General features: G+C 65.6%; 19 protein-coding genes. 10 read left to right on the plus strand and 9 right to left on the minus strand.

The features are described from left to right. The first annotated feature begins 4 nt into the window (after nt 1-4). On the plus strand, nt 5-1,867 hold the full coding sequence (locus tag FQ755_RS32440; protein ID WP_144160999.1) for a pseudouridine synthase: 1,863 nt from the start codon (nt 5-7) through the stop codon (nt 1,865-1,867). 169 nt (nt 1,868-2,036) lie between these two features. On the opposite strand, the gene def is transcribed toward FQ755_RS32440, so the two are convergent. Next, entirely contained in the window at nt 2,037-2,570 is a 534-nt protein-coding gene (def, locus tag FQ755_RS32445) for a peptide deformylase (RefSeq protein WP_144161002.1), read from the minus strand. After that, a complete protein-coding gene (gene ligA / locus FQ755_RS32450; RefSeq protein ID WP_144161006.1) occupies nt 2,567-4,618 on the minus strand; it encodes an NAD-dependent DNA ligase LigA in 2,052 nt (683 codons plus the stop codon). The genes def and ligA overlap by 4 nt, the downstream gene beginning before the upstream one ends. 472 nt (nt 4,619-5,090) lie before the next feature. On the opposite strand from ligA, the gene FQ755_RS32455 reads away from it, so the two are divergent. Then, nucleotides 5,091-5,813 carry a hypothetical protein gene (locus tag FQ755_RS32455; protein ID WP_186308723.1) on the plus strand — a complete coding sequence of 241 codons (723 nt, stop codon included), beginning with the start codon at nt 5,091-5,093 and terminating at the stop codon, nt 5,811-5,813. A gap of 312 nt (nt 5,814-6,125) precedes the next feature. Here FQ755_RS32455 and FQ755_RS32460 read toward each other — a convergent pair whose 3' ends face one another. From FQ755_RS32460 to FQ755_RS32470, 3 genes are all read right to left on the minus strand, one after another. Then, nucleotides 6,126-7,358 (minus strand): cell division protein ZipA C-terminal FtsZ-binding domain-containing protein, encoded by a 1,233-nt coding sequence (locus FQ755_RS32460; protein WP_144161009.1) that lies wholly within the window; start codon nt 7,356-7,358, stop codon nt 6,126-6,128. A 102-nt stretch (nt 7,359-7,460) separates the two neighbouring features. Then, a complete protein-coding gene (smc, locus tag FQ755_RS32465) occupies nt 7,461-10,979 on the minus strand; it encodes a chromosome segregation protein SMC (RefSeq protein WP_144161012.1) in 3,519 nt (1,172 codons plus the stop codon). 179 nt (nt 10,980-11,158) lie between these two features. Next, nucleotides 11,159-12,106 (minus strand): DMT family transporter, encoded by a 948-nt coding sequence (locus FQ755_RS32470; protein ID WP_144161015.1) that lies wholly within the window; start codon nt 12,104-12,106, stop codon nt 11,159-11,161. Nucleotides 12,107-12,425: 319 nt separating this feature from the next. On the opposite strand from FQ755_RS32470, the gene dapC reads away from it, so the two are divergent. The 6 genes from dapC (at nt 12,426) to cls (ending at nt 18,734) form a co-directional block, all read left to right on the plus strand. Beyond that, on the plus strand, nt 12,426-13,643 hold the full coding sequence (dapC, locus tag FQ755_RS32475; RefSeq protein ID WP_144161018.1) for a succinyldiaminopimelate transaminase: 1,218 nt from the start codon (nt 12,426-12,428) through the stop codon (nt 13,641-13,643). Nucleotides 13,644-13,709: 66 nt separating this feature from the next. After that, complete coding sequence (gene dapD / locus FQ755_RS32480) at nt 13,710-14,537, plus strand: 2,3,4,5-tetrahydropyridine-2,6-dicarboxylate N-succinyltransferase (protein WP_144161021.1); 828 nt, start codon at nt 13,710-13,712, stop codon at nt 14,535-14,537. Beyond that, a complete protein-coding gene (locus FQ755_RS32485; protein ID WP_144161024.1) occupies nt 14,537-14,902 on the plus strand; it encodes an ArsC family reductase in 366 nt (121 codons plus the stop codon). The genes dapD and FQ755_RS32485 overlap by 1 nt, the downstream gene beginning before the upstream one ends. A 102-nt stretch (nt 14,903-15,004) precedes the next feature. Continuing rightward, nucleotides 15,005-16,144: a succinyl-diaminopimelate desuccinylase gene (dapE, locus tag FQ755_RS32490; protein ID WP_144161027.1), complete on the plus strand. Its 1,140-nt coding sequence runs from the start codon at nt 15,005-15,007 to the stop codon at nt 16,142-16,144. A gap of 51 nt (nt 16,145-16,195) precedes the next feature. Then, a complete protein-coding gene (gene prmB / locus FQ755_RS32495; protein WP_144161030.1) occupies nt 16,196-17,080 on the plus strand; it encodes a 50S ribosomal protein L3 N(5)-glutamine methyltransferase in 885 nt (294 codons plus the stop codon). Between the two features lie 214 nt (nt 17,081-17,294). After that, nucleotides 17,295-18,734, plus strand: coding sequence for a cardiolipin synthase (cls, locus tag FQ755_RS32500; RefSeq protein ID WP_144161033.1), 1,440 nt, complete (start codon nt 17,295-17,297; stop codon nt 18,732-18,734). Nucleotides 18,735-18,795: 61 nt separating this feature from the next. Here cls and FQ755_RS32505 read toward each other — a convergent pair whose 3' ends face one another. Then, nucleotides 18,796-19,275 (minus strand): glutathione peroxidase, encoded by a 480-nt coding sequence (locus tag FQ755_RS32505; RefSeq protein ID WP_144161036.1) that lies wholly within the window; start codon nt 19,273-19,275, stop codon nt 18,796-18,798. 203 nt (nt 19,276-19,478) lie between these two features. Here FQ755_RS32505 and FQ755_RS32510 point away from each other — a divergent pair, with 203 nt between their 5' ends. Continuing rightward, nucleotides 19,479-21,440: an ATP-binding cassette domain-containing protein gene (locus FQ755_RS32510; RefSeq protein ID WP_144161039.1), complete on the plus strand. Its 1,962-nt coding sequence runs from the start codon at nt 19,479-19,481 to the stop codon at nt 21,438-21,440. A 52-nt stretch (nt 21,441-21,492) separates the two neighbouring features. Further along, entirely contained in the window at nt 21,493-22,578 is a 1,086-nt protein-coding gene (locus FQ755_RS32515) for a CaiB/BaiF CoA transferase family protein (protein ID WP_260858983.1), read from the plus strand. 69 nt (nt 22,579-22,647) lie between these two features. On the opposite strand, the gene FQ755_RS32520 is transcribed toward FQ755_RS32515, so the two are convergent. From FQ755_RS32520 to alr, 3 genes are all read right to left on the minus strand, one after another. Further along, the gene (locus FQ755_RS32520) at nt 22,648-22,911 is read right to left on the minus strand and encodes a DUF2866 domain-containing protein (protein ID WP_144161042.1); all 264 of its coding nucleotides are present in this window, start codon (nt 22,909-22,911) and stop codon (nt 22,648-22,650) included. A 141-nt stretch (nt 22,912-23,052) separates the two neighbouring features. Then, on the minus strand, nt 23,053-24,429 hold the full coding sequence (gene radA, locus FQ755_RS32525; protein WP_144161044.1) for a DNA repair protein RadA: 1,377 nt from the start codon (nt 24,427-24,429) through the stop codon (nt 23,053-23,055). 78 nt (nt 24,430-24,507) lie between these two features. Further along, a complete protein-coding gene (gene alr / locus FQ755_RS32530; protein WP_144161047.1) occupies nt 24,508-25,578 on the minus strand; it encodes an alanine racemase in 1,071 nt (356 codons plus the stop codon). Between the last annotated feature and the right edge of the window lie 115 nt (nt 25,579-25,693).

The raw sequence follows: 25,693 nt of genomic DNA on the forward strand, positions 1-25,693 counted from the left end.
TTCCATGCGAGTCAAATTGACAGCCAAGCATCCGCGCTCGGGTTCGTCCGAACGCGCCCCTGTTCGCTCGGGTAGTACGACCGCGCGCAAGCCGACCCGCCCCCACGGGCCACGGCCCGCCACACCGGATGCCGGTGCGCGCGAACGGGCGCCGGGCGGTGCCGGCAAGCGGCCGGCGGGTAAGCCCGCGGGCGCGAGTGGCGACACCGGCCGCACGCCAGCCGGCGCACGTCCCGCACGTCCCGAGGGCTCGTTTTCGCGGCAACGCGATGCAGGCGGCTCCGATGGTCCGCGCCGCGCCCCGTCGGACCGGCCACCGCGCCGTGATGGCGATGCGGGTGCGCCGCGAAAGTTTGACGGCGAACGGGGCGAACGTGCGCCGCGCCGCGAGGGATTCACCGGCGCACCGCGCCGGGCCGAAGGTGCTGAGCGTACTCCGCGCGGCGCGGCGGGAGATCGTGGCGAGCGCCCGGCCCGCTTTGCGCGCGATGAAAACACGCGGCGGCCGGCAGCCGGCGGCCCACGCGGTCCCAGCGGCCCGCGTGGCGCGGACGACGCACGCCGTCCCTTCTCCGCTGCCCCGCGCGGCGAACGCCCCGCACGGCGCGATCAGGACGAATCGCGCGGACGCGGTACTTCCGAGCGTCCGCGTTTCGGCGCCGAGCGCGCCGGCGCTGAACCGCGCCGCACCTTCGAGCGCGCACCGCGAGATGAAAACGCGGCACGCCGCGGTCCGGCAGGCGGGCGCGATCAGCGCCCGGCTTCGGGATCTGGCGAACGCGGCGAGCGCTCGTTCGCCACGCCCGTAAAACGGGCCTATGGCGATCGGCCAGAACGTGCGCCACGCGACGATCGCGGCACGCGCGCCCCGGCCGCACGCGGCTTCGGCGACCGGCCGCCCTATGCCGAGCGCGGCGGCCGCAGCGACCGCCCGGATGGCGCACGCGCCCCGCGCAGCAGCGACAAAGCCACTTCCGGCAGCCGCTTCAACGAGCGTCCTGCCCGCAGCGAAAAGCCGCCGCGCAGCACCGCGCCGGTCGCCCGCCCCGGCCGCCCGGAAGACTCCGCGCCGCGCCCAGCCGCCAATCGCCGCGACCACGACGACGCCCCCGGCACGCTGCGCCTGTCCAAGCTGATGTCGGAACTCGGCCTGTGTTCGCGCCGCGAAGCCGACGAATGGATCGAAAACGGCTGGGTCAAGGTCGACGGTGAAGTGGTCGACACACTCGGCTCCAAGGTCCGTCCCGATCAGCGTATCGAGATCGACCCGGCGGCACAGGCCATCCAGGCGCGCCTCGTCACGATCCTGATTCACAAGCCGGTGGGTTATGTCTCGGGACAGGCGGAAGACGGCTATCAACCCGCCGTTACGCTCGTCACGCCGGATAACCGTTGGGAAGGCGACAATTCCGACATCCGTTTCTCGGTGTCGCATCTGCGCCGGCTCGCGCCGGCGGGACGGCTCGACATCGACTCCACCGGCCTGCTGGTGCTGACCCAGGACGGACGGATCGCCAAGCGCCTGATCGGCGGCCATTCGGAAGTCGAGAAGGAGTACCTGGTTCGCGTGAGCTGGGGCGAGATGACGAGCGAGATCGACAAGCATTTCCCGGCCGAAAGTCTCGAATTGCTGCGTCACGGCCTGGAACTCGACGACGCGCCGCTCAAGCCCGCCAAGGTGAGCTGGCAGAACGGCGAGCAGCTGCGTTTCGTGCTGCGCGAAGGCAAGAAGCGGCAAATTCGCCGCATGTGCGAACTGGTCGGTCTGGAAGTGGTGGGCCTGAAACGCGTGCGGATGGGTAGCGTGCCGCTCGGCGCATTGCCGCCGGGTCAGTGGCGTTATCTCGCATACGACGAGTCGTTCTGAGCGCGCGGCGCGATTACCGCGTGCACCAGGCGCCGCGGTATCTTGCAGGCGTCCATGCAAAAAAACCCATGCAACTGCATGGGCCTTTTTATGGCGCCGAGGAACGCGGCGCAAAAGCCTCGGCGGCCGCCGCCGCCGCGTGCACGTGCGTAGGTGCGCGCGCGCCGCGTCAATCGTCGCTATTCGGATCCAGATCCGGAAACAGCACCTCGGTAAAGCCAAACTTGGCGAAGTCGTTGATCCGCATGGGATACAGCTTGCCGATCAGGTGATCGCATTCGTGCTGCACGACGCGCGCATGGAAACCTTCGGCGACGCGGTCGATCGGTTTGCCGTACTGATCGAAACCGTGATAGCGGATCATCGAGAAACGGCTGACGGCGCCGCGCAACCCCGGCACCGACAGGCACCCCTCCCAGCCCTCCTCCATATCTTGCGAAACAGGCGTGATGGTCGGGTTGATCAGCACTGTCTCCGGCACCGGCGGCGCGTCGGGATAGCGTTCGTTATGGCCGAAGCCGAAGATCACCACCTGCAGGTCGACGCCGATCTGTGGCGCGGCAAGTCCCGCGCCGTTGGCGTCGTGCATGGTCTCGAACATGTCCCCGATCAGGGCATGCAACTCGGGGGTGTCGAAATGATCGACCGGGGCGGCGATGCGCAAAAGGCGCGGATCGCCCATCTTGAGAATTTCGCGGATCATGTTGTCTGCCCCTCCAGGAGCTTACGCATACCATCTTCGTCGAGCACGGGGACGCCGAGTTCCTCGGCTTTGGCCAATTTGCTGCCGGCTTCGGCGCCCGCCACCACGTAATCGGTCTTCTTCGACACCGAACCGGCCACCTTCGCGCCGGCCGCCTCTAACATTTCCTTCGCCTCCTCGCGCGCCAGCGTCGGCAAGGTGCCGGTCAGCACCACCGTCTTGCCGGCCAGCACGCCTTGCGGGGCTTTCGGCGCGGGCGGCCCCTCCGTCCACGTGACCCGGCCCGGTGCGCGCAACTGCTCGATCACTGTGCGGTTATGCTCCTCGGCGAAAAACTGATGAATCGACTCGGCCACCACCGGCCCCACGTCGTTCACTTCCAGCAATTCTTCGAGCGTAGCGTTCATGATCGGATCGAGCGAACCGAAATGCTTCGCCAGGTCCTTGGCCGTCGATTCACCCACCTGACGGATCCCCAGCGCGTACAGAAACCGGGCAAGCGTGGTGTGCTTGGCCTTTTCGAGCGAATCCAGCAGGTTCTGCGCGGACTTTTCGGCAAAGCGGTCAAGTTCGGCGAGCGTCGCAAAACCGAGGTTGAACAGATCCGCCGGTGTGCGCACGAGGTTTAGTTCGACCAGCTGATCGATGATCTTTTCACCGAGCCCGTCGATATCGAGCGCGCGACGCTGCGCAAAGTGCCACAGCGCCTGCTTGCGCTGCGCCGGACAGAACAGGCCGCCGGTACAACGGGCAATCGCTTCGTCAGGCAGGCGTTCGATGGCCGAGCCGCACACCGGACACTGCGTGGGCATCACAAACTCGGCGGCGTCGGCCGGCCGGCGGTCCATGAGCGCGCTCACGACTTCCGGAATCACGTCGCCGGCCCGCCGCACGATCACCGTATCGCCAATGCGGATGTCCTTGCGCCGCACCTCGTCTTCGTTGTGCAGCGTGGCATTCGTGACGGTGGCGCCGCCGACGAACACGGGTTCAAGCCGCGCCACCGGCGTAATCGCGCCGGTACGGCCGACCTGGACGTCGATCGCCAGCAACTTCGTCAGGGCTTCCTGCGCCGGGAATTTATGCGCCAGCGCGAAACGCGGCGCACGCGACACGAAGCCGAGCACGTCCTGCTCTTCGCGGGCATTGACCTTGTACACCACGCCGTCGATGTCATACGGCAGGCCGTCGCGCTTTTCGCCCACTGCATGGAAGAACCCCAGCAGTCCTTCGGCACCCTCGACGACCGCGCGCTCGCTGTTGACCGGCAAGCCCAACTCGGCATACCAGTCGAGCAGCGCGCTGTGGGTTGCCGGCATCGGCTCGCCATCCAGCACGCCAATGCCGTAAGCGAAGAACGACAGCGGACGCTGCGCCGTAATCTTCGGATCGAGCTGGCGCAAACTGCCGGCCGCCGCGTTACGCGGGTTGGCGAATTCCTTGAGTCCGGCTGCCCGTTGCCGCTCGTTCATCCGTTCGAAGTCGCGCCTGAACATCAGCACTTCGCCGCGCACGTCGAGCAGCTTCGGCACGTGCTTGCCTTTGAGCGTCAGCGGAATGGAACGGATGGTACGCACGTTTTCCGTGACGTCTTCGCCCGTCGCGCCATCGCCGCGGGTGGACGCCTGCACGAAGCGGCCGTCCACATAACGCAGCGAAATGGCCAGACCGTCGAACTTGAGCTCGCACGCGTAGCTGACCGGCGACTTGTGGAGCGTGTCGGCCACGCGTTTGTCGAACGCGGCGATATCTTCGTCAGCGAAGCCATTGTTCAGGGACAGCATGGGCTGGTCGTGCACCACCGGCCTGAAGCCGCTTGCGGCCTCGCCGCCGACGCGCTGGGTGGGCGAGTCCGGCGTGATCAGATCCGGGTGGTCGGTCTCGATCTGCTGAAGCTCCTTGAAGAGCTTGTCGTATTCCGCGTCCGGCAAGTCCGGCTGATCGAGCACGTAGTACGCGTGGTTCGCGCGTTCGAGTTCCGCGCGCAACCACACGGCTCGTTCCGCCGGGGTGCTGGTTGCAGGATTGGGGACACTAGTTCGGGCCATGCTGGTCGGAAGATTCGCCGGTGAAATTCAGACCTCAGATTATCGCAGGAACCGCCTGCCGTGGACATTGGCCGGATGGCCAGTTTCGTGCACCTTCACACACGCAAGCCGCGGGCCCTGCGCGGCGAGACATAAGCAAACGAAAGCGAAGCATGGAGCAGTCGCCACGCCAAGCCCGCCGGACAGCAACCGGGCAATGGGCATCCGGGATTGCCGCGTTGCCCTGGCCGAATGGCTAACGTGCAAGCCGCCGTATTGACACGTATGCGGCGCGATGCGACCGTAAGCGGGTGAATCACGCGCCGCACTCGCACCGCAACCCCAGGATCCAGCATGCCCAACCTGAGCACAATCAAGCATGAATTCAACCGGCTGATCAACCGGTTGACGTGGCTCGCCGCGTCGTTCTGCGTCCTGCTGCCATGCGTCTTGCACACGGCGGCCCGCCTGCGCGGCGGAACAGGTGGTCAGCGTGCCCGTGGACGATAACGCCTCGATCTCTTACCTGTTGACGCAAAAGGACGGCAGCCGCCCCGACTGGGTCCTCGTGATGTTCGCCGGCGGCGACGGCGCCTTGCAGCTTGCGCAAACGAGCGGCGGCAGCATCAGTCTGCGACTGAAGAACAATTTCCTGGTGCGGGCGCGCAGCCTGATCGTCGATGATCATTTCGCCACCGCGCTGGTCGATGCACCGTCCGATCAACCCGGCGGCTACTCCGACACGTTCCGCGCCTCGCCGCGTCACGCGCAGGACGTCGCCAGGGTCGTCGCCGACCTGCGTACACGTCTTCCGACGGCGAAGCTGGTTCTGGTCGGCACGAGCCGCGGCACGATTTCCTCGGCGTACCTCGGCCGTGCCCTGCCCGATACGTGGGACGCGGTGATCCACACTTCGACGCTCAGCAGTCCGGCGCGCGGCCAGGCACTGCCGCTGATCGGCTTCAATTACGGCGAGATCCACGCCCGACAACTGTTCGTGCATCACGTCGACGACGGCTGCTATCTCTGCTCGTTCAGTGCGGCAAAGCGCATTGCGGAAGACGGCCACGATTTCATTGCAGTCAGCGGCGGAAGCGCGCGCGGCAACCCTTGCGAGGCAATGGAACATCACGGCTTTTATGAACAGGATGCCGCGGTAGTGGCCGCGCTGAAGGCGTGGATCAGCGGCGCGGACTGGCCGAAAGAGGTGAACTGAGAGGGAGTGACGCGATAGCCGGTGGAGCGAGGCATCAGCGCGACGCGCGGACGCCCCGGAGGGAATGCCACGGGAAACCACGAGCCGCGCAGGGATGACGCGCGCAGCGCCGCCACACCGCCGCTCGACTACGGCATCAAGCAGCGACCCGGCATGCAATGGGGGAAGCCAGCAAACGTAGCAACGGCAAGGGCGCCAAAAACCGGCAGCAGCGGTTGCAGCACTAGCAGCACCAGCAGCACCAGCAACGGTAACAACGATTGCCGCGGTCGCCTCGGTAACAGCACCAGCAACCGCCGCAACAAACCCCGCTTACTGGCTAAACAGACGCCGCGTAGCCGGCGAACCCGCCGGAATGCCTGCCTGCTCGAGTTTGGCGTACAGGGTCATCAACTGCTTTTCGATTGCCAGCAGCGCGGTTTCCGGCAACGGCCGGCGCCCGTCGTCCACGACACGGCCGCCAATCCGCTCCGACAGCGACTTCGCGTAGTCGCACATCAGACGGAACGGCAGAATGTCTTCGTCGGCCACCGGCACGTCGAGCACCAGCGTGATCATCTGGCCGCCCTTGTACGTGAGGTCGTCGCGCAGGAAGTTGGTATCGCCGAACTGCAGCATGAACACCGGGCTTTGTTTCGCGTCGAGCTTGACGAAACGGGTGCCGTCGCGCGAGAGCAGCAGGCCGTCTTGCGAAGCCACCGCCTGCACGTAATTCGCCGACCACGGTGCACCATCGGACAGCACGTTGATCGACAGTTGCGCGTCGCATTGCGCGGCGAAGCCGTCGAGCTCGCGCGCCATGGCAACGGTTTCCATCATGTCGGGGAATTCCGGCGCGGCGTCGATTGCGTCAGCGAACTGCTGCACGCCCGTGACGAACTCGGAAAACTCGAGTTCGTTGAGCGGGCCGCTACGGTTGGCGAGCTGCGCCGCGGCGCGCAATTCTTCGTAGCGCACGCCGTTCTGCAGCAACTCCCACGCGCCGCCGCCTTCCGGCTTGCCTTCGATGTGCACCGGCTTGCTGCCGGCACGGCGCAGGCGCTGCGCAAGCGGAATCACCTTGTCGCCCGCCAATGGGCCGGCCAGACGAATCGGCACGATGCAGTCGATGCGGCGGTCGACAATGGCCGGCGGCGCCGAGGAAATCGTCGTCGCTGCGGGCAGGATGGGCTCGACCGGTTCCTCGATGTCGCCCTTGGCGGCCTCGCCTTCCTGCTCGGGGAAGCCGTTCGGCGTCGTGGTTTCGGCCTGGATGTCCGCCGGCGTATCGAGCGGTGCGGCTGTGCCGAAAGTCGGTTCGACGCGCGAGCCGCTATCGCTCGCCTCGTCCGGCGCAACCGGCTCGCGCCGCTGGCTGGGCCGCGCCGGTTCGATGAACGGGCTCTGTTCTTCCTGCTCGTCCCGCGCAAAGGCTTCGGCGGTGTCGGCCGGCATCGGCCGCGGCATCCGGCGGCGCACTTTTGCGCCCTGCCATGCGTTGTACACCACCACACCCCCGACCACCACGGCACCCGCGCCGATCAAACCGAGTGTCAACTCGTCCATGCATGCTCCATCAGCAATTCTTCTATTTGCGCGGCACCTTGCTTAAGCCTGCGCCGCGCGGCATCGAAGCCGCAGCGGGGCGCAGGCAGGCGCCGTCCGATCTCAAACGATATTCTGGGCGAAACCCGCGGCCGTTTCCATGTCGACCGCGACGATCCGCGACACACCCTGCTCCTGCATCGTCACGCCGATCAGTTGCTGGGCCATTTCCATCGCGATCTTGTTGTGTGAAATGAACAGGAACTGGGTCTTGTCCGACATTGCACGCACGAGATTGGCGAAGCGCTCCGTGTTGGCGTCGTCGAGCGGCGCGTCCACTTCGTCGAGCAGACAGAACGGCGCCGGATTCAGCTGGAACATGGCGAACACGAGCGCCGTCGCGGTCAGCGCTTTTTCGCCGCCCGACAGCAGGTGAATCGTCGAGTTCTTTTTGCCCGGCGGTTGCGCCATGACCTGCACGCCGGCGTCGAGAATTTCGTCGCCGGTCATGATCAGCTTCGCCTGACCGCCGCCGAACAGACGCGGGAACAGTTCGCCGAAATGCAGGTTCACCTGATCGAAAGTCCCCTGCAACAGCGTGCGGGTTTCCTGGTCGATCTTGTGGATCGCGTCTTCGAGGGTTTCGATTGCGCTATTCAGGTCGGCCGATTGCGCGTCGAGGAAGCTCTTGCGCTCGGTGGCGGCCTTCAGCTCATCGAGCGCGGCCATGTTCACCGGCCCCAGCGCGGCGATCGCGTTATTCAGACGCGTGACTTCGCCCTGCAGGTAGGACGGCTTCATGTCCGGCGTCAGCTTGGCCTGCAATTCGGCCTCGTCGACACCTGCTGCGGCGAGTTGCTCGATGAACTGTTCCGCGTTCAGGCGCGCGGCCTGTTCCTTCAGTTGCAGTTCGGTGATGCGATCGCGCAGCGGCTGCAGCGCGCGTTCCGCCGTGAGACGGGTCTCGTCGGCGGCGCGCAGCTTCGCGGTCAGGTCGTCGAGTTCGAGACGTGCGGCGTGCAGCGCCTCCTCCTTGACCGCGCGGATTTCCAGCGCGCCCTGCAAGCCGGTATGCGCGGTCTGCTCGTTGATGGTTTCGAGTTCGGCGCGAGCGTCTTCCAGCGATGCGGCGACCCGTTCGCTCTGCTCGTGCGCCACCTGAATGCTGCGCTTCAGCTCGTCGATGCGGTTCGCCATGTTGCGCGCGGCAAAGCGTGCGTCGGTGGCAGCGCGGTCGAGATCGCGCGACTGCGCGCGCGCGGCGGTCAATTCTTCGTCGAGGGCTTCGAAGGCCAACTGGTTGTCTTCGAAACGCGCCTGCAATTCGGCCAGTTCCGCGTCGTGACGCTCGAAGTTCGTCTCCGAGTCGCCGCGCAGCGCCCGCTGCTCGTCGATCTGGGCCTTGATCTCTTCGAGTTCCTCACGAATCTGCGTGCTGCGCTGCGTGTAGCGCTCGTGCGCCTGGGTGAGCTTGAGCACATCCATCTGCAAGGCGTGGACGCGCTGGGTGGCGCGCTCGGCCTGCTGACGCACGTCGGTCAAGCTCTGCGCGGCTTGCGTGTGCGCGGCCTCGGCGCGAATCGCCGCCGATTTGGCTTCGTCCGCGAGCAACCCCTGGGCGCGCACCTGGCGCGTCAGGCTTTCGATTTCCTGCTGACGGGCCAGCATGCCAGCCTGCTCCGAATCGGCAGCATACAGTTGCACGCCGACTCGCGTCACCACGTGGCCAGCCTTGACGACAAACGAGCCGCCTTCCGGCAGTTGCGAACGCGTCGCGAGCGCCTGCGCCAGATCGTCGGCCACGAAGGCAAGGCCGAGCCAGTCGTTCAGGACAGCGCGCAAACCGGCGTCGTCAATGCGCACCAGCGACAGCAGCGGGCGCAACGTGCCGGCACCCGCCGCCGGCGCACCCGCCGCGGGCGGTGCATAGAAGGCGAGCTTGGCGGGCGGCGCGTCGGTGGCGAAGGCCTTGACCCAGTCGAGATTCGACACTTCCAATGCCGCCAGCCGCTCGCGCAGCACGGCCTCCAGCGCGGTTTCCCAGCCGGCTTCGACATGCAGCTTCTTCCACAGACGCGGCAAGCTGTTCAGTTCGTGCTTTTCCAGCCAGGGCTGAATCTTGCCCTCGGTCTGGACGTTCTCCTGCAATTGCCTGAGCGCCGCGAGACGGGCGTCGAGCTGATGAATCTGCGCCGTTTCCGTCTGCACCCGGTCCTGCGCGCTGCGCCGCTCGCCATCCAGACGCGGCAGCGTCTCCTGGGCGTCGGCGAGCCGCGCCTGGGCGTCGTGCAGAATCTCTTCGTGCTCGGCCAGCTGCATGCGCAACTCTTCGAGCTGGGTTTCGTCGGGGGCGTCGAGACCGCCTTCTTCCGACTTCAGCCGCTCGTGACGCTGCTGCAACTGCTGCAGTTGCTGGTCGGCGTTGCGCTGATGCGCCGCTTCGAGCTTGAGCGCCTGCTCGGTCTGGGCAATCCCGCCGCGCTCTTCGTTGAGCTGCGTCTGCGCATCGCGCCAGCGCGCTTCGAGCGCCGGCATGGCGTCGTGCTTCGCCGCGGCCTCGTCTTCGGCGAGCGCCGCTTTTTCTTCCGCGACGGCCAGTTGTTCCTCGGCGTCTTGCAGATCGTCCTGAGCCTTCTGCGCCTGCGACAGCCACTGTTCGCGCTGCGCGGTCAGTGCGGCGATCTGCGCCTGCACCCGATTGCGCGACTCGACGATGAACTTGATCTCGGCCTCGAGGCGGCTGACTTCGGCGTTCGCTTCATAGAGCGCGCCTTGCGCGCCCTGCATCGCGTCGCTGGCCGAATAGTGCGCAACCCGCAGCGTTTCCAGTTGCGCTTCGACTTCGCGCAGTTTGGCCGTGTGAGCTTCAAGGTCGATCTGCGCCTGTTCGATGGCGCGCTTCTGACGCTCCTGCTCGCCACCGGCTTCGTTCTTGCGCAAGAGCCACAGGAGACGCTGCTTGGTTTCGCCGTCGGCCTGGAGTTCCTTGAATCGGGTCGCGACGACTGCCTGGCCTTCGAGCTTTTCCAGATTCGCGCTGAGTTCGCGGACGATGTCCTCCACCCGCGTCAGATTCTCACGCGTGTCGTGCAGGCGGCTCTCGGTCTCGCGGCGGCGTTCCTTGTACTTCGACACGCCGGCGGCTTCTTCGAGAAACACCCGCAGCTCTTCCGGCTTCGCCTCGATCAGGCGGGCAATCATGCCCTGCCCGATGATGGCGTAGGCACGCGGCCCGAGGCCCGTACCGAGGAAGATGTCCTGAATGTCGCGGCGGCGCGCCGGCAGGTTGTTGATGTAGTAGCTCGAGGTGCCGTCGCGCGTCAGCACGCGCTTGACGGCGATTTCGGCATACTGCCCCCACTGCCCGGCGGCGCGGCCGTCGGCGTTGTCGAACACGAGTTCGACGCTGGCGCGGCTACCCGGCTTGCGCGCCGTGGAGCCGTTGAAGATCACGTCCTGCATCGACTCGCCGCGCAGCTCGGAAGCACGCGATTCGCCGAGCACCCAGCGCACGGCGTCGATGATGTTGGACTTGCCGCAACCATTGGGACCGACCACGCCAACCAGCTGGCCCGGAACCTGGAAATGCGTGGGATCGACGAATGACTTGAAGCCAGCGAGTTTGATCGAGGTCAGACGCACGGCGATATCGCTGATTGAAAAGGGAAATAGAAGATGGACCGCAAGGGCCGCGCGCGCCGTTCGCCGCTACTGCGACACGACTCGCGCCAACTCCGCGATACGGGCGCCGCGCACGCCCGGCAAGGCGCACATCGGCAAGCAGGGGCAATCATACCATCGCCCGGGAGCCATTCCGGCGCTCAGGCCGTCGATTGATGCGGCGGGCGGCTCCCAAGCTGCTCCTGGCTGCGCGTGCGATGCACCCAGCTCGACAGCACCGACGCCAGCACGATGCACGCGCCGCCCGCCCATTCGCGCGGACCGGGCGTTTCCCCGGCAAAGAGCCAGGCGGAAAGCGCCGTCACCACGATCTCGAACAGCATGATGATGGAGGCCCGGTTGGCCGGAATACGCGCCACGCCGTATTGCACCAGCATGTTGTTCGACCCCAGCAGGAAACCGAGGCCCAGCACCAGCAGCGCCGCCATGCCGAGATGCGCGCCGGCAGGCGGATTGGGCATGGCTTCGAACAGCGAGGCGCAGGCGCCGAAGATCGCCGCACCGCCGAAAATCGTCGCCGTGCGCATTTCCGCTTTCATGCCGGGCAGGTCGCGGCTCGTCTTCAGGATCAGCACATTGCTCATGGCGAAGCCCATGCCGCCGACGAGACCGCCCCACTCGGCCAGATTGGCGGGCACCGGCAAGCCGATCTGCGGCGACCAGAGCATCGCCATGGCGCCCGCCAGCGACAGCGCCGCGAGCGCGACGCCGCTCCACGTCAGGCGCTCGTGCAGGATGAAATGGGCGAACAGCGCGGTCCATGCCGGGGTGAGATAGAACAGCAGCAGCACGCGCATGACCTGGCCGTGGATCGAGCCCCACACGAAGCCGAGGTTCGTGACGCCGGCCGCCAATGCCAGCGCGGGCAGCAACCAGTGCCAGCGCACCGTGCGGATGGCGCGGCGGCGCACCAGCAGCACGAACAGGCAGCCGGCGCCGCTCGTCAGGGCGCTCGCGGCGGTGCCGGTCACGCCAAGCGCCGCCAGCATGCGCAGCGGATACCAGATTACGCCCCACACCGACGCGCCCAGCATGATGGCGAGCGTCGGCCAGCTGGTGCGCAGCCAGTTACCGGTTGAGCCGCTCATTGCGCGGCGCCCTGCTTCTGCTGTACTGCGCCGGACACGCGAACAGCGGTCGGGCGCCGTCTTGCCGGATTCGTGTTGCGTTTCATGTCGATCTCGAGCACCGCCTGCATTGCGTCTCCCAGTCCCAATCTGTTTGTTCGGGGCCGTCCGGGGCCGGCCCGCGAGGCCCTGCGGCACGCCAGCCACGCTATAATCATCGGTCCGCCGCGGGTGCCGCTCAATCGTCGCCCTGTCGCCTTCCGGTCATCGTGCCACGGCGATTGCCGCCCCCGCGCGTGTCCGTCACTCTGCCCGTCTTCGATCAGGCTCGATCCGCCCAGTGAACCCGCTACTCGACTCCCTCCAGACCTATCCCTTCGAAAAGCTGCGCGCGCTTTTCGCGGATGTCACGCCGCCCGCCGCCCTGCCGCACATCAGCTTCGGTATTGGCGAGCCGAAACATCCGACGCCAGCGCTGATCCGCGACGCCGTGATCGCCTCGCTCGGCGGCCTGGCGTCGTATCCGGCAACCTTGGGCTCGCCGGCCTTGCGCGAGTCGATTGCCAACTGGGTCACGAAGCGCTACCACCTGCCGCCGGTCGATCCGGCCACCGAAGTGCTGCCCGTCGCCGGGTCCCGCGAGGCGCTGTTCGCGCTGGCGCAGACCGTGATCGACCCGAAGCGCAATGCCGCAGGCGAGCCCGCGATCGTACTCTGCCCGAACCCGTTCTACCAGATCTACGAAGGCGCGGCGTTGCTGGCCGGCGCCGAGCCGTATTTTGCCAATAGCGATCCGGCCCGCAATTTCGCCTGCGACTACTCGTCGATCCCGGAAGCCATCTGGGCGCGCACGCAACTGCTGTACGTCTGCTCGCCGGGCAACCCGACGGGCGCCGTGCTCACGCTGGAAGACTGGCGCGAGCTGTTCGCGCTGTCCGACCGCTACGGCTTCGTGATCGCCTCAGACGAGTGCTACTCGGAAATCTACTTCGACGAAGCCACGCCGCCGCTCGGCGGTCTGGAAGCCGCCCACAAACTCGGCCGCAATTTCTCACGGCTGGTGATGCTCTCGAGCCTCTCGAAGCGCTCGAACGTGCCCGGCATGCGCTCGGGCTTCGTGGCGGGCGACCCGGCCATCCTCAAGCAGTTCCTGCTCTACCGGACTTACCACGGCGCGGCCTTGTCGACGGTATATCAGGCCGCCAGCATCGCCGCGTGGAACGACGAAACCCACGTGCGCGAGAACCGCGCGAAGTACGTGCAGAAGTTCGCCACCGTCACGCCGATGCTGGCCGAGGTGCTCGACGTGCGTCTGCCCGACGCCGCCTTTTACCTCTGGGCCGACGTCTCCGGCACGGGCCTCTCGGATACCGAGTTCGCCCGGCGCCTCTACGCCGACTATAATGTGACGGTTCTGCCGGGCTCGTATCTGGCGCGCACGGCGCACAATACGAACCCCGGCCGCAATTTCGTGCGCCTCGCGCTCGTCGCCGACGTCGACGAATGCACTCAGGGCGCGCAGCGGATCGTCGACTTTTGCCGGGCGCTCAGGCGCTGAGCGCGTCTCGCGCCGCCCCGCTTCTTCAGGCTTCAACTCCATCTCACCTTTTCTCTACTCACGAATATGTCGCAACAACTTCAGCAGATCATCGATAACGCCTGGGAAAACCGCGCCGAGCTGTCGCCGAAGGCCGCCCCCGCCGAGGTGCGCGAGGCCGTCGCGCACGCCATCGAACAGCTCGACAAGGGTGTGTTGCGCGTCGCCGAGAAGAAAGACGGCGACTGGGTCGTCAATCAATGGCTGAAGAAAGCGGTGCTGCTGTCGTTCCGTCTCGAAGACAACGCGCCCATGCCGGCTGGCGGTTACTCCCAGTTCTACGACAAGGTGCCCTCGAAGTTCGCCAGCTACACCGCTGAAGATTTCGCGGCCGGCGGCTTCCGCGTGGTGCCGCCCGCCATCGCGCGGCGCGGCTCGTTCATCGCGAAGAACGTCGTGCTGATGCCGTCGTACACCAACATCGGCGCCTACGTCGACGAAGGCACGATGGTCGATACGTGGGCCACCGTCGGCTCGTGCGCGCAGATCGGCAAGAACGTCCACCTGTCGGGCGGCGTGGGCATCGGCGGCGTGCTGGAGCCGCTGCAGGCCAACCCGGTCATCATCGAAGACAACTGCTTTATCGGCGCGCGTTCGGAAGTCGTGGAAGGCGTGATCGTCGAAGAAAATTCGGTGATCTCGATGGGCGTGTACCTCGGCCAGAGCACCAAAATTTACGACCGCGAAACCGGTACCGTCACGTATGGCCGCATCCCCGCCGGCTCGGTGGTGGTGGCGGGCAACCTGCCGTCCAAAGATGGCTCGCATAGCCTCTACTGCGCGGTGATCGTCAAGAAGGTCGACGCGAAAACGCGCGCCAAGGTCGGTCTCAACGAGCTGCTGCGAGGCGATTGATGGCACGCGCCAACAAAACCGTGGTGTATGGCATCCCGAACTGCGACACCGTGAAGAAGGCCCGCGTGTGGCTGGAAGAACACGGCGTCGAGTTCGAGTTTCACGACTTCAAGAAAGCCGGCGTGACGGCGCCGCTGGTGCAGGACTGGCTCAAAGACGTCAAGCTCGACGCCTTGCTGAACCGCCGCGGCACCACCTGGCGCGCGCTGTCCGACGACATGAAGGCCGCCGCGGATACGGAGTCGGGTGCGATCGCCTTGATGATCCACAAGCCTTCGGTGATCAAGCGGCCTGTGGTGGTGGTCAACGGGCGAGTCAAGACGCTCGGTTTTTCTGCTGAAGACTACGAAGCGCTGTTCGCCTGAGCGTCCTGACTTACGACGCGCGCGCGTTAGAAGCTGTTGCCGGCTGCGGTGATTTACCTGCAGCCGGCATTTTTTCATTTCAAAGTGGCTTGTACTGAATCCATGTCCGGCACCCTCGCTCTTACCGAACAACTGATCGCGCGTGCGTCCGTGACGCCCGACGACCAGCATTGCCAGCGCATCCTGATCGAACGCCTCGCGCCGCTCGGCTTCGCATGCGAGACCATCGAATCGCACGGCGTGACCAACCTGTGGGCCGTCAAGCGCGGCGTCGACGGCACGCGCGGCAAGCTGCTGGTGTTCGCCGGCCACACCGACGTGGTGCCGACCGGTCCGCTCGAGCAATGGAGCTCGCCGCCCTTCGAGCCCACTCACCGCGACGGCCTGCTGTACGGACGCGGCGCGGCCGACATGAAGACCTCGATTGCCGGCTTCGTGGTGGCGAGCGAAGAATTCGTGGCGGCGCATCCCGCGCATCACGGCTCGATTGCCTTCCTGATCACGAGCGACGAAGAAGGCCCTGCCACCGACGGCACCGTCAAGGTGGTCGAAGCGCTGAAGGAGCGCGGCGAACGGCTCGACTACTGCATCGTCGGCGAGCCGACTTCGAGCGCGCAGTTCGGCGACATGGTGAAGAACGGCCGGCGCGGCTCGATGTCCGGCAAGCTCACCGTCAAGGGCGTGCAAGGGCATATCGCCTACCCGCATCTGGCGAAAAACCCGGTGCACCTGCTCGCGCCCGCGCTGGCGGAACTGGTGGCCGAACGCTGGGACGACGGCAACGAATACTTCCCGCCCACCACCTGGCAGGTGTCGAACATTCACAGCGGCACTGGCGCCAGCAACGTGATTCCGGGCCATGCCGACGTGCAGTTCAACTTCCGCTTTTCGACCGCGAGCACGGTTGAAGGCCTGCAAAGCCGCGTGCACGCGATTCTCGACAAACACGGCCTCGAATACGACCTGCAATGGTCAGTGAGCGGCCTGCCGTTCCTCACGCCGCGCGGCGATCTGTCGAACGCGCTCGCCCAGGCCATCAAGGACGAAACCGGTGTGACGACCGAACTGTCGACCACCGGCGGCACCTCGGATGGCCGCTTCATTGCGCGCATCTGCGAACAGGTGGTCGAATTCGGCCCGCTGAACGCCACCATTCACAAGATCGACGAACATATCGACGTCGCCCATATCGAGCCGCTCAAGAACGTGTACCGACGCGTGCTCGAACAACTGGTCGCCTAAAACGCGTCGCCTGATCCACGCCCGCGAAGCCCGCCAAGGACACTTTTCCCGATGACACTTCCGTTTTCCACCGTGCGCGACCTGCTGCGTTTCGCAGTGACGCGCTTTAATCAGGCCGAGCTGTCGTTCGGCCACGTCTCGGCCAACGCTTACGACGAAGCCGCCTACCTGGTGCTGCATACGCTGCATCTGCCGCTCGATCTGCTCGAACCGTTTCTCGACGCCAAACTGACCGCCGCGGAAATCGACGCAGTGCTGGGCGTGATCGAACGCCGCGCCAGCGAACGCGTGCCGGCGGCCTACATCACGCAGGAAGCGTGGATGCACGGCTTCCGCTTTCACGTGGACGAGCGCGTGATCGTGCCGCGCTCGTTCATCGGCGAACTGCTGCAGGACGGTCTGCAGCCGTATGTCGAAGATCCCGAGCAGGTCAGCGCGGTGCTCGAGCTGTGCACCGGTTCCGGCTGCCTCGCGGTGCTTGCGGCGCACGCATTCCCGAATGCGGATATCGATGCCGTCGACCTGTCGAAGCCGGCGCTCGAAGTGGCGACCCGCAATGTCGACGAGTACAGCCTCGACGAACGCATCGCGCTGTTCGAGGGCGACCTGTTCGAGCCGCTGCCCGAGCGCCGCTACGACGTGATTATCACCAACCCGCCCTACGTCAATGCCGAGTCCATGGCGGCCCTGCCGCCCGAGTACCGGCATGAACCGGAGATGGCGCTGGCGGGTGGCGCGGACGGCATGGACATCGTGCGCCGCATCATTTCGCAGGCGCGCAACTGGCTCACCGACGACGGCGTGCTGGTGGTCGAGATCGGCAATGAGCGCGCCAATGTGGAAGCGGCGTTTGGCGGCCTCGACCTCGTGTGGCTGTCGACCAGCGCGGGCGATGACAACGTGTTTCTGATTCAGGCGGCCGATTTGCCGACCTGAGGCGCCCGGCGCCTCGCCTGCTGGCGGCACGTTTTCCGCGTTGCCGCCGCAACGAATTGCAAAGAATCCGCCGAACCCGACCGCAACGTGGACGGGTTCGGTAAGATGAGCGCGACCGACTTCCCTGCTGTCATGCCGGATGCCGGACGCCGGGCTTCAGACCGCTGGATGCCGCACCGCCGGACAACAAAGCAAAAAAATCCTTCGCGCGCCTATGCAATTCGACTTGCTTCATATCGCCCCGCTCGTCGCCCTCGCCCATCTGCTCGGCGTGATCGCGGCGTGCCACGCCATCCTGAACACGCGCACCTCGCAAGGTGCGGTGGCATGGGCGGTATCGCTGGTGGCCATGCCTTATCTGACGCTGGTGCCGTATCTGTTCCTCGGCCGCAGCAAGTTTCAGGGCTATGCCGACGCGCGCCGTCTCGAGAACGAATCGCTGCGCACCCAGGCTCATCCCCACGCCTGGGACGAACACGCCTCCTCGGCCGGCCACCCCACCGAGGAACTCGGCCACCAGCTCGTGCGTTCCCTGACACATCTGGGCGGCATGCCGTTCCTGCCGGGCAATACCGTGCGTACCCTGGTGAACGGCGAAGCCACCTTTGCGGCGATCCTCGAAGCAATCGACGAGGCGCGCAGCTACGTGATCGTGCAGTTCTTCATCGTGCGCGACGACGCGCTCGGCGAGATGCTCAAAGACGCGCTGATCGCCAAAGCGAAGCAAAGCGTGCGTGTCTATTTCCTCTACGACAGCATCGGCAGCTTCGATCTGCCGCATCGCTACATTACGGCGCTGCGGGCGGCGGGCGTCGAGGTGCATCCGTTCGCCACCCATCGGCGCTTCGTCAACCGCTTCCAGCTCAACTTCCGCAATCACCGCAAGATCGTTTCGGTGGACGGCGAGCGCGCGTTCGTGGGCGGCCATAACGTCGGCGTGGAATATCTCGGCGCCAAGCCGCCGCTCTCGCCGTGGCGCGACACGCATATCGAAGTACGTGGGCCAGTGGTCGCCAGCATCCAGTTCGTGTTCACCGAGGACTGGTACTGGGCCACCCAGACCTTGCCGCCGTTCGACATGCCGGAGTACCAGCCGGACGGCGAAGGCATGCATTGCCTCGTCATGCCGACCGGCCCCGCCGACAAACAGGAGACCTGCTCGCTGTTCTTCGTCGAGGCGATCAATGCGGCGCGCGAGCGCATCTGGATCACCACGCCCTATCTCGTACCCGACGAGGCGGTGTTTGCGGCGCTGCGCCTCGCGGTGCTGCGCGGCGTGGACGTGCGCATCCTGATCCCGAGCCGGCGCGACCATTACGTGGTGTTCGAAGCCTCGAAGCTGTACGCCTACGATTCCGTGCGCGCGGGCATCCGCATCTTCCGCTACCGGCCCGGCTTCCTGCACCAGAAGGTCGTGCTGATCGATAACGTGGCCGCCGCCGTGGGCAGCGCGAATCTCGACAACCGTTCGTTTCGCCTCAACTTCGAGATCATGGTGCTGACCGTGGACCGTGGCTTTGCCGCCGAAGTCGAAGCGATGCTGCTGCGCGACTTCGCCGAATCCTACGAGATCGATCGCAGCGAATACCGGCTCGCGCCGGCGCTGCGGCGCGTGACCATGCACGTCGCGCGACTGTTTTCGCCGATTCTTTAGAGGACGGCGCGTGTGTCGCCCGCCCCGACCAGGCGTCAGTTCACCGCAACGGATACGCCGCTTACAGCAGCTTCTCGATGTCGGCGGTAATCGCGTCGGGCTTCGTCACCGGTGCATAACGCTTGACCACCGTGCCGTCACGTCCCACCAGGAACTTGGTGAAATTCCACTTGATGCCCTCCAGTCCCAGCAGCCCCGGCGCCTCGCTGGTCAGATAGCGGTATAGCGGATGAGCATTGGCGCCATTCACATCGATCTTCTCGAACATCGGAAAGCTCACGCCGAAGTTCTTCTCGCAGAAGCTGCCGATCTGCGTCGCGTCGCCCGGTTCCTGCTTGCCGAACTGGTTGCACGGAAAACCGAGCACCACGAAGTCACGCCCCGCATAGGCTTCGTACACCTTCTGCAAGCCGGCGTACTGCGGGGTGAAACCGCATTCGCTCGCCGTATTGACGATCAGCAGCACCTTGCCCCGATACTGTTCCAGACTGACTTCCTCGCCGCCGAGCGTGCGCGCCGAAAACGAATAGATCGATGTCATATGTTCCCCAGTTCATGCAACTTGTTTGCTGAAAGCCGCCAGTCTATGCGAAAAGCCCTGCCGATACAGTCGGTCAAACGACCGATGCATGTGCGGTGCATGATGCCGCAATGCGGGCCGTGCGCACAGTCGGCCGAATGGCCAATGCCCGAGTTGCACCGGGCAGTCTAAAATAGCGTTTTCTCCAAGCCGGCCTCCTCTTTGTGATCCGCTTTAACCAGTTCAGTCTCGCGCGCGGCACCAAACCGCTCTTCGAACAAACCACCTTCACCCTGAACCCCGGCGAGAAAGCCGGCCTGGTCGGGGCGAACGGCGCGGGCAAGTCGACCCTGTTTGCCGTGCTGCTCGGTGAACTGCACGCGGACGGCGGCGATTTTTCCATGCCGCCTTCGTGGCAGATCGCCCACGTGGCGCAGGAAACCCCGGCCGTCGACAAAAGCGCGCTCGCCTATACGCTCGACGGCGACGCCGCCTTGCGCGCCATCGAAGCGGCCATTGCGGCGGCGTCAGCCGCGCACGACGGCGCGGCCGAAGGCGAAGCCCACGCCGCCTTTGCCGACGCCGACGGCTACACCGCCCCGGCGCGCGCCGAAGCGCTGCTGTTGGGCCTCGGCTTCACGCTGGAACAAACGCGCCTGCCGGTAGCGAGCTTTTCCGGCGGCTGGCGCATGCGCCTGAACCTCGCCCAGGCGCTGATGTGCCGCTCCGACCTGCTGCTGCTCGACGAGCCGACCAATCACCTGGACCTGGACGCCATTGTCTGGCTCGAAGACTGGCTGCACCGCTATCCGGGTACTCTCGTGGTGATCTCGCACGACCGCGAATTTCTCGATTCGGTCTGTAACGTCACGCTGCATCTGGAGCACCAGCAGATCAAGCGTTACGGCGGCAATTATTCGCAGTTCGAAATCCTGCGCGCGCAGCAACTTGCCCTGCAACAGAGCGCGTATGAGAAGCAGCAGCGCACGGTCGAGCATCTGCAAAGCTACATCAACCGTTTCAAGGCGCAGGCCACCAAGGCGCGCCAGGCGCAAAGCCGGGTCAAGGCGCTCGAAAAAATGGAACTGATCGCGCCGGCGCACGCGGCGTCGCCCTTCACGTTCGAGTTCCGCACGCCCGATTCCGCGCCCAATCCGATGATGGTGATGGAGGGCGTGCGCTGCGGTTATCGCAACGAAAGCGGCGAGATTCCGATTGTCGAGCACGTCACGCTGTCGATCCAGAACGGCCAGCGCATCGGCCTGCTCGGCGCGAACGGCCAGGGCAAGTCGACCCTCATCAAGACGCTGGCGGGCACGCTGGAGGCGCTGGGCGGCGAGGTCCGCGAAGGCAAGGGGCTGCGCATCGGCTACTTCGCGCAGCATCAGCTCGAAACGCTGCGTCCGCAGGACTCGGCCTTGCAGCATCTGGCACGGCTCGCGCCGGACACGCGCGAGCAGGAACTGCGTGACTACCTCGGCGGCTTCAATTTCTCCGGCGAGATGGCGACGGCCGCGATTGCACCGTTTTCGGGCGGCGAAAAAGCGCGCCTCGCGCTCGCGCTGGTGATCTGGCAAAAGCCCAATCTGCTGCTGCTCGACGAGCCGACCAACCACCTGGACCTGGAAACGCGTCACGCGCTCACCATGGCGCTGGCCCAGTTCGAAGGCACCCTGATTCTCGTCTCGCACGACCGCCACCTGTTGCGCGCTACCACCGATCAATTCATGCTGGTGGCCAAACACCGTCTGCAACCGTTCGACGGCGACCTCGACGACTACCGCGACTGGCTGCTGCAGCACGCCGCCGAACAGCGCGCGGCGCTGAAGGCCGGCAACGGCTCGAACGCGGCAGGCAATGCAAACGGCAGCAATCCTGGCATCGGCGAAGACAGCAGCGCGAGCCGCAAGGTGCAGCGCCGTCAGGACGCCGAAACGCGTCAGAAGCTGGCGCATCTGAAGAAGCCGCTGCAAAGCCGCATCAACAGGATCGAAAAGGAAATGGACGCGTTGAACGCCGAAAAGGCGACACTGGACGCTTTCGTTGCCGATTCGGCCAGTTACGAGCCGGAACAGAAGACCAAACTGACGGAGGCGATCCGCCGTCAGGCGGATGTGAATGCGCGTCTCGAGGCGCTGGAAGTCGAATGGCTCGACACGCATGAGGAGCTCGAACAGATCGGTTAGCCGTGTGGGCATCTATGCCCAGCGCGTTTTCAAAACGAGAGAGAGGTTGCCCTTGACGTCTCCCGCTGCATTGCAAGGCCTGCGCGTACTCGACCTGACGCGCCTGTTGCCCGGTCCCGTCGCCGCCCTGCGCCTCGCGGAAATGGGCGCGGACGTGCTGAAGATCGAAGCGCCGGGCGCAGGCGACCCCACCCGCACGATGCTGCAGGCGTCGAGCGACCGCGTCGCCGGGCGCCCCGGCGCCTTCTACCGGATGGTGAATCGCGGCAAGCGCGAGACGCGGCTCGATCTCAAATCCGAAGCGGGCCGCACCGTGCTGCGGGCGCTGGCGCGTGAAGCGGACGTGCTGATCGAGAGCTTCCGGCCCGGCGTGATGGAGCGGCTCGGCATCGGCTACGAAACCCTGAGCGCGCTTAATCCGAAACTCGTCTATTGCGCGATCAGCGGCTACGGTTCGACCGGCCCGTTCGCCGGTCACGCCGGCCACGACCTGAACTACATCGCCTACGCGGGCGTCCTCGAACAACTGGCGAGCCGCGACGGCGCGCCGGTCTTGCCGAACTTCCAGATCGCCGACCTGCTGGGCGGGGCCGCCAGCGCCGTCGCGCAGATACTCGCCGCCTTGTGGCATGTGGCGCGCGGCGGGAATGGCCGGTTCGTCGACGTCTCGATAACGCACGCCAGCCATGCGAACAACTTCCTGGCCCAGGTATCCCTCGCCAACGACGGCGCCGCGCCGCCCGTCGGCGGTGGCCTGCTGAACGGCGGCGTGCCCTGCTACAACCTGTATCGGACCCAGGACGGGCGCTGGCTCGCGGTCGCCGCGCTGGAGCTCAAGTTCTGGGAAACGCTATGCCACGCGCTCGATCGCCCGGAATGGGCGTTTCGCCACTGGAGCGTCGGCCAGGCCATCGGCGGCCCGGATGCCGTCACGCTGACACAGGATCTGGCCGACCTGATCGCGAGCCGGCCGCTGGAAGATTGGGTGCGTCTGCTGGAGCCGCTCGATTGCTGTGTCTCACCGGTGCTGACGGCGGCGGAGGCGGCACAGCATCCGCTGTTCAATCCGGAAGCGAACCTCGAACCGGATGAAAACGCAAACGAAGAACCGGACGCGGCTGACGGTTTGCCGCGGTAGAAGCCATTTGCAGGCGCCGTCGCCAAGAGCCGCACCTATGGCGCGCGGTGCCCCCGAAAACGCCCCCCTCTACCGGCGCGGCAAAGTCTGGCGCGGCGCCCGTTCATCGTCGTGCAGCATATATTTACGGCCTTCGACGTGCCGGTCGATGGTGGCACGCACTTCATCCGCCGTCACGTTTTCGGCGACGACGCGGCGCGAGATCTGGCCGGTGGTATCGATCCATTCGACGATCCGGCACGCTCCGCCCCAAGGCTGACGGATAGGCGCGGACACGCGGGCGCCGCGCACCTGCATCGGACGCTCGGTCATGGTTTCATGAGACTGTTTCAAGGCGCGATCCTTTTCCGCTTGAGAGGGATGGCAGACCCGCCCAGCTTAGGGAATACGCGTGCTGCGTTGGTTACAGGCGCGCCCCGGTTATTTACGGAGCATTACGCAGCAGCGGCTCCATAAATGGGCCGCCAGCGACGTCTACTCAAGGGTCCGGATGCGGTCGATGGCCTGTTCGAGCCGGTCGACGGCAATAACCTGTAAGCCGTCGATCGGTTGCTTCGGGGCATTCGCCTTGGGAATCAGCGCAATCGAAAAACCGAGCTTGGCGGCTTCCTTGAGCCGGTCCTGGCCGCGCGGCGACGGCCGGATCTCGCCCGCCAGCCCCACTTCGCCGAATACGATCAAGCCTTTGGGCAGCGCCTTGTTACGCATCGACGAATGGATCGCCAGCAGCACGGCGAGGTCGGCGGCCGGCTCGGTGATCTTCACGCCGCCCACCGCGTTCAGAAATACGTCCTGATCGAAGCAGGCGATGCCGGCGTGGCGGTGCAGCACGGCGAGCAGCATCGCCAGCCGGTTTTGCTCCAGCCCCACCGCGAGGCGGCGCGGGTTCGGCACGTTGGCGGCATCCACCAGCGCCTGGACTTCAACGAGCAACGGCCGCGAGCCCTCCTGGGTCACCAGCACGCACGAGCCCGGCACCACCTGCTCATGCTGCGACAAAAACAGCGCCGACGGATTCGCCACGCCACGCAGGCCGCGCTCGGTCATGGCGAACACGCCCAGTTCGTTGACCGCGCCGAAGCGGTTCTTGAACGCGCGCACGAGGCGAAACGACGAATGCGTGTCGCCTTCGAAATACAGCACCGTATCGACGATATGTTCGAGCACGCGCGGGCCGGCCAGATTACCTTCCTTGGTCACGTGGCCGACCATGATGATGGCCGTGCCCGACTGCTTGGCGATGCGCGTCAGTTGCGCCGCGCACTCGCGCACCTGGGCGACCGAACCCGGCGCCGAGGTCAGCGCTTCGGAATAGACGGTCTGGATCGAATCGATGACGGCGACATCCGGGCGTTCGCTTTCGATAGTCGCCTGGATTTTTTCGAGCTGGATTTCGGCGAGCAGCCGCAATTCGCTTGCAGTCGACCCCGGCTCGAGCAGCGATAGCCGCTGCGCCCGCAAGGCGATCTGCGCGGCCGACTCTTCGCCGCTGATATAGAGCGCGCGCCGGTCGCGGGCGATTTCCGCGAGCGATTGCAGCAGCAGCGTCGATTTGCCGATGCCCGGATCGCCGCCGATCAGTACCACCCCGCCCGGCACCAGGCCGCCGCCCAGCACCCGGTCGAACTCGCTCACGCCGGTGGAAAAACGCGGCACGTCGGACGCTTCGATATCCGCGAGGCGCTGCACCGGCGCGCTCTTGGCGAGCGACTGAAACCGGTGCGCGGACGGCGATTCGGCCACCGTTTCCACCAGCGTATTCCATGCATGACATGCCGGGCACTGCCCCTGCCACTTGGGCGCCTGCCCGCCACATTCGGTGCAGGTGTACATCGTCTTCTGTTTAGCCACGCGCCCTTGCCCGTTCCTGTTATGTATCTGCTGCTGTTTGATGACTGGTTGGATGCCACAGCACCCGTTCGGCGGCGTTTATTCCGCCCGCACCGGCACCCGCGGCGCCACGGCGCACATCAGCTCATAGCCGATCGTGCCGCACGCCTGGGCGACATCGTCGATCGGCAACGCGTTGCCCCACAGCTCGACGCGCGCGCCGACGCCGGCCGTCGGACACGGGCTCAGATCGACCGTCAGCATGTCCATCGAGACCCGTCCGACCACCCGCGTGCGCACGCCGTCGACGATCACCGGCGTGCCTTCCGGCGCGACACGCGGATAGCCGTCTGCGTAACCGCACGCCACCACACCAATGCGCATCGGCCCGCGCGCCTTGAAGATCGAGCCGTAACCGACGGTCTGCCCCTCGGCCACGTTCTGCACCGCGATCAATTCAGACGCGAGCGTCATGGCCGGCTGCAGTCCGGTGCCTTCGATCGCCCTGGTGACGCCCGACGGCGACGCGCCATACAGAATGATGCCCGGCCGCACCCAGTCGAAGTGCGACGCCGGATGCCAGAGCGTGGCCGCCGAATTGGCCAAACTACGCGCCCCCGCGATGCCCTGCGCGCCGCGCTCGAACGCTTCCATCTGGTACTCGACGCCGCGTTCGCCGTCGGCATCCGAGAAATGGGTCATGAGCGTGATCTGGCCCACGCCCTGGCAGGCGCGCGCGCGTTCCCACGCCGCCCGGAAGCGCTCCGGCGTGTAGCCAAGGCGGTTCATGCCGCTATTCATTTTCAGCTGAATATTGACCGGCTTCGACAGGCGCGCCATTTCCAGCATGCGCAACTGCTCGTCCGAATGCAGCGCCGTGCTCAGGCTGTAGCGGTCGATCACATCAATATCAGTGGGGCGGAAAAAGCCCTCCAGCAACAAAATGGGCCCGGCCCAGCCCAATTCACGCAACTTCACCGCTTCTTCGAGGTCGAGCAATCCAAAGCCGTCGGTGGCGCGCAGACCCGGGAAGGCGCGCGCGAGGCCGTGTCCATAGGCGTTGGCCTTGACCACCGCCCAGATCTTCGAATTGCGGGCGTAACGGCGGACGACGGCGAGGTTATTGGCGAGTGCGGCGGTGTGGATAGTGGCTGAGAGGGGGCGCGGCATGGGAGATTTTCGTAAAGACGCTTGCGAATCAGGAGCTTACAGTGCGTTTTCAGTGCGCAGGAGCCCGCTGGGCGGTGCGATCAAGGATTCTGCTAGTCCGAATCCAGCTATTTTC

Origin of the sequence: Paraburkholderia sp. BCC1885 (assembly GCF_900996235.1) — a bacterium.
Lineage (GTDB): Bacteria > Pseudomonadota > Gammaproteobacteria > Burkholderiales > Burkholderiaceae > Paraburkholderia.